5 protein-coding genes are annotated in these 4,602 nt (G+C 41.1%); 4 read left to right on the plus strand and 1 reads right to left on the minus strand.

All coding sequences use genetic code 11. The annotated features are described in order from the left end of the window. On the minus strand, window positions 1-1,572 hold a 1,572-nt coding region (tssI, locus tag KO511_RS03735; protein WP_215986129.1), incomplete at its 3' end, for a type VI secretion system tip protein TssI/VgrG. Between the two features lie 506 nt (window positions 1,573-2,078). On the opposite strand from tssI, the gene KO511_RS03740 reads away from it, so the two are divergent. The 4 genes from KO511_RS03740 to KO511_RS03755 all read left to right on the plus strand — a co-directional run bounded on the left by KO511_RS03740 (window position 2,079) and on the right by KO511_RS03755 (window position 4,497). Then, window positions 2,079-2,639, plus strand: a complete 561-nt coding sequence (locus KO511_RS03740) for a hypothetical protein (protein WP_215986130.1) — start codon at window positions 2,079-2,081, stop codon at window positions 2,637-2,639. Then, window positions 2,626-3,303, plus strand: a complete 678-nt coding sequence (locus KO511_RS03745) for a peptidoglycan-binding domain-containing protein (RefSeq protein WP_215986131.1) — start codon at window positions 2,626-2,628, stop codon at window positions 3,301-3,303. Before KO511_RS03740 ends, KO511_RS03745 begins: the two co-directional genes overlap by 14 nt. Before the next feature lie 121 nt (window positions 3,304-3,424). Beyond that, on the plus strand, window positions 3,425-4,090 hold the full coding sequence (locus tag KO511_RS03750; RefSeq protein ID WP_215986132.1) for a hypothetical protein: 666 nt from the start codon (window positions 3,425-3,427) through the stop codon (window positions 4,088-4,090). Window positions 4,091-4,266: 176 nt separating this feature from the next. Next, on the plus strand, window positions 4,267-4,497 hold the full coding sequence (locus KO511_RS03755) for a hypothetical protein (RefSeq protein WP_215986133.1): 231 nt from the start codon (window positions 4,267-4,269) through the stop codon (window positions 4,495-4,497). Window positions 4,498-4,602: the final 105 nt, after the last annotated feature.

Raw genomic sequence — 4,602 nt, forward strand, 5'->3', positions numbered from 1 at the left:
TAAGCGGAGAAGAGCCCCTATATCTCGGTAGCGATTATTGAGCACTTTGGTTTTCATGTCCTTTTGAGCACGAAAATGCACCATTTCTTGGTCATTTTCATCTTCAAAGTGCATTTCGTTGTAACCGTCGGCTTTGTGGCTTTGAGTGCGAAAGACGGTGCGTGTTTTGTGCTCGGGCAATTCATAAGGCGGTTTGTGCAAGCCGTTATACACGGCGCCTGTGATAAGTGGCCTGTCTGGGTCACCTTCTAAAAAGGTCACCACCACTTCATGTCCAATACGGGGCAGGTACACCGCGCCCCAATTAGGCGAGGCCATGGATTGGCTCACTCGCAGCCAGCATGAACTGTGTTCATCACTTTGGCCATAGCGGTCCCAGTGAAATTGTACTTTAATCCGGCCAAGTTCATCGGTGTAGATTTCTTCTCCCGCAGGGCCAACTACCACGGCTGTTTGTGTGCCATCGACTACAGGTGAGGCCATTTTGGGGGCGCGATAGGTCACATCCCGCGGCAGACAAATAAACTGATTTTGGTAGTGGGTTGGGGCATCGGCACCTTCTTCTTCGTGTACGCGAGGGTTTTCACCAAGGTGCATCACAGAGAGCATTAGGTAATCACGGTTGACTGAGGAGCGCGGATGTTCGCTTATCTCAAAACTTAAGCCTGAGGCCAAACGCATAATATTACTTGAGGCATGAATTTGATGGCTATCTACCCTGTATTCTGACATCCATTCACTGCTGCGCTGAGCGCCAAAGTCAGGAGAGGTATAGCGCCCAGGGTAATCGAAGCGTTTTAAATCGGTATTTACGCCGTCTTGGGCGGTTTTGTTTTGCGGTATTTTCGGGGTGAGGTAGTTGTAATCGCTATAGCTGACATCACTGGTGAGAGCGCGATGTACTTGCTCTAAGTCGAAAATGTGCTCTTTGTCAGACACACCGCCGCCTTGAGAGTGAAACAGCATAGGCCCAAGATAAGAAGCGTTGAGCGGCGTGCTGACAAGCTCTGGAATCGCGTCGTTACTATCAACAATCACCATGGTATGCGCGCTATCGCTGTGCTCAAAGTAAAACCACATGCCATGCTCGGCTAACAGACGCTGAACAAAATGGTGGTCATTTTCGCGGTATTGCAACACGTAGTCTTTTTCTTGGTATTGGCCCGCCAGCTCAAAGCGGTAATCGCTCATCCCCGCATCATCAAACACATGGCGAATAATATCTGGCGCGGTTTTGTTTTGGAAAATACGGCAATCTTGGCGCTGGGTCAAAAACCAAAGTTGAGGCACCAAAGTAATCTGATAGCGAGAATAGCGCCGACCAGAGCCCATATAACTCAGCTCTGAAATGCTGCCGTTAAACTGGCGAGCCGCCGCTACACCTTGACCATAGACACTCAGCACGCCAGTTTTTCTGCTCAGCGCCTCAAAGCTAATGTCATCATTGTCTGATAAGACGGTCAGGCTCATTTCAAACGGGGCAGACAGAGCCTCCGTCACCCGAAAACTTTCTACTTTGAACGACCCTAAAAACCCAGAGACCTCAAAGCTAAACTCAATATCATTCGCCATACCGCTTCACTCTTGTGACCCAACCACTGCGGGCAATCAATCTACATGCATATTAAATGGCTGAACTGTAACAAGTTATATGGAAATCATCACTGTGCTAAACCACTGAGTGAACGTTAAAAGGGGCTGACAAAGTAACTGACCCAATAGTGTATTTGCTTAGAAGGGTATTTAAGGAGACCGTGAAGATAGTGAAAGTGACGGTTTATACCCTCAGCAGAAAATTGTGGTTTTGTGATGGGGTTTGCAGTGTGGGAGTGGGACTTTATACGTTTTTTTGTTTTTGCCTCATTCTAGGTTGTGTGTCGAAGTTTGAGCAAAGATCATCGGATAGATTTGATATAGAAAAGCTAATGGGTGGCAAAAGGCAACACCTGATCCCATCACTTCATTAGTGCTGTGATAGTAGGGTGGATAACATTACAAATACTCCCTTTCTTTTAATGAGTTGTTTTAGGCTGGTAGGAAATAAACCTACTTTTAAAGTTTGATTTTTAGGGGGGCGAATGAAAACTATCCCACTTCTTTTTACGGTTCTATTGTCGGTTTTTGCTTGGACTACGAATCAGGTTGTAAGCAGTCTTGAAAATTCCCCTATTCTAGAGATAACGAGTCAAAGATATGATGATAAAACTGGGAAATTGACCTATTTACTGACTAATGTATCTGGGAATAAACTATTTAAAGACTTAACATTTGAAATTTATAGCGAGACACTTAGTTGTCAAGGTGAGCAAGAAGTCATCCTTATGCCGCCAAATATGAAGAATCCGAAAACTAGAAAACCTAAGTGCAGTAGTTTGCAATCTGTAGAATTTGAAGTGTCGGAAATTCACCCTCACTCGTCTGTCAAATTAGTAGCTAATGTGAAACTAAAAAATAGCTTAGACAGCAGTGCACTCTATGTAAAAAGTGATAAACCTATAAAGATAATTCCTAAAGATGTACAAACATCCTTGATACAGAATAAGCTTTGTATATTTACAGTACTTTTCGGTATATGGATAATCTTTATCGTAATTTACATCTGTATTAGCAAAAAGGATTGGTTAAATGCAACTGGGTAAAATCGTACTATCATTAGCGACTATATTCCTAGGGGGGAACTGTATAGCTGAAGATAAAATCCGTGTCATTGATGCCGATACAGCAAAGGGAATTAAAGCGTACATTGATAAAATTGACAAAAATTACACAAAGCAACGAGTTTCTGCAACAGGACAAGATGGTTATCTTGTAAAGGAGTTTAGCTGCGAAATTTTAGAGAAAATCATCGTAACTCCAATAAATCATAGAGCATACTATTACGACTCATACGATTGTCCAATCAAGAAGAAAATAATTTCTTTAAAGTCAAATAAGCGCCAGCGCAATCTTGTTAAAAACGCACAATCAAGTTTTCATAAAGGAGATTTTGGTACAGCAGCGTTAGCTTATACCGAGGCTGCTTTCCGCTTGTCATCAACAAACCAGAGCAGACAGGAATACATCGAATTAGAGGTTAAAGCATATGATTCTATAGCTCATTATTTATCTATTGAAGAAAGCACTGTTTTTGACACAAAGCAAAACAAACCAGTGATGAGCCAAAAATTGAAGAAAGCAATTCTAGATTTTCAGGTTCAGAAGGGTCTTAAAACCACAGGCGAACTTGACTTTCAGACCCTATCAACTGTTTCTTCGAAAACGTTGTCTGAGGTTTTATTTTACTCTCCGCCGGACCAAAAGTAATGAAATCATGACTAGGCTATTTATTTATGGCGTAATTTCCCAAAACGGTGATGTCGCTATGTGAATCAGTTTGGCTGAAAAATACCCATGATACTAGACATTGTGTCGAGGAAATCAAAATATGTCAGAATCAATTTTTAGAGGTTTACGTTGTTTAAGTTACAGAGAGAAACAATGCATCAATAAAGATATTCCTTCTTATTTCAGTACTCTTGCCGGAAAGGCGATGCTTGTATCCTTCCTTATAGTTTTTGTATCGTTACTATTTGCTGTCGGTTATAAATTAACAGAGCTTAATTGGCTGAAACACATTTCTTTGGTTACCATTGTACTTTCTTACATATCGTATTATTCGCAGCCATTTATATCGATGTACGAGAATAGAAACACTATCTTAAAGGCAATCTCAAACCCAGTTGTTATACAATTAGAAAATGCCGCAGTCACAATGCCAATTCGACGACGTTATAAAAAGTATCTGATGTCACGAAAACTAGGAGACCTCAAGCTCACGCTAGACTTACTTGAAAATCAGAAAAATGACTTTGAGCATAGAGTATCTTTGTTGGTTGGAAATCTCGAAAAGTTTGGGCTGACTCCAGGCCTTTTAGCTCTGATCGCTTCATGGGATAAACTTCAAAATATTACCTATGATTGGGTTCTAGCCATAGCATACATTGTTCCATTACTGTACGTATTTGGTATTTTCTGTCGGCTAACAATCTCGAAGTTTGAGTTATATATATCATTGCTTAAATTAACCATCGATGAAAAAACAACCTCATAATTAAAAGTGCCTAATAACTTCCCAACCCCTCTAGCACGATAATTCCCCCTTTCTGGGCTGGGTATCTAACTTTAAACAAAGAACTTTGGAACTTATTTGATATAAAAAAGCAATTAGTTAGTATGGCGAAACCTCAGTATCACATTGTTTTTAAATAGGTTTAAAGGGGTTTTGCTATGATTGCAGGTAAAGTTGATTGTAAGGTGTACCCATATCACCCAGATTGTCGGGGGATTAATAACATAATTAATGAAGGGGTTGAAGGGCTAGGCGCTGGTTATGATCAGGCTTTATCTTTATTTGCCGATGATAAAGCGCAGGTTGTCAGTTTTATTTCAACCAATTTGAATACAGAGCTTATGTCTTCACTGCAAAGTTTGGTGGCGTCTTTTGGGTTAATCGGCTAATACTTTGGCTCCAGTGGCTTAAAACAACAAAGGCGCTTATTGAGCGCCTTTGTTTTATCTCACGAAAGTAACCTTTGACTACTTCTTACGGCAGAACTCTGCGAT

This window comes from Vibrio hepatarius (assembly GCF_018860525.1).
Classification (GTDB): Bacteria; Pseudomonadota; Gammaproteobacteria; order Enterobacterales; family Vibrionaceae; genus Vibrio; species Vibrio hepatarius_B.

What these genes read in the sequence shown, in the direction of transcription:
- KO511_RS03740 (WP_215986130.1), top strand. Translation starts at nt 2,079, where the DNA reads ATGAAAACTATCCCACTTCTTTTTACGGTTCTATTGTCGGTTTTTGCT.
- KO511_RS03745 (WP_215986131.1), top strand. Translation starts at nt 2,626, where the DNA reads ATGCAACTGGGTAAAATCGTACTATCATTAGCGACTATATTCCTAGGG.
- KO511_RS03750 (WP_215986132.1), top strand. Translation starts at nt 3,425, where the DNA reads ATGTCAGAATCAATTTTTAGAGGTTTACGTTGTTTAAGTTACAGAGAG.
- KO511_RS03755 (WP_215986133.1), top strand. Translation starts at nt 4,267, where the DNA reads ATGATTGCAGGTAAAGTTGATTGTAAGGTGTACCCATATCACCCAGAT.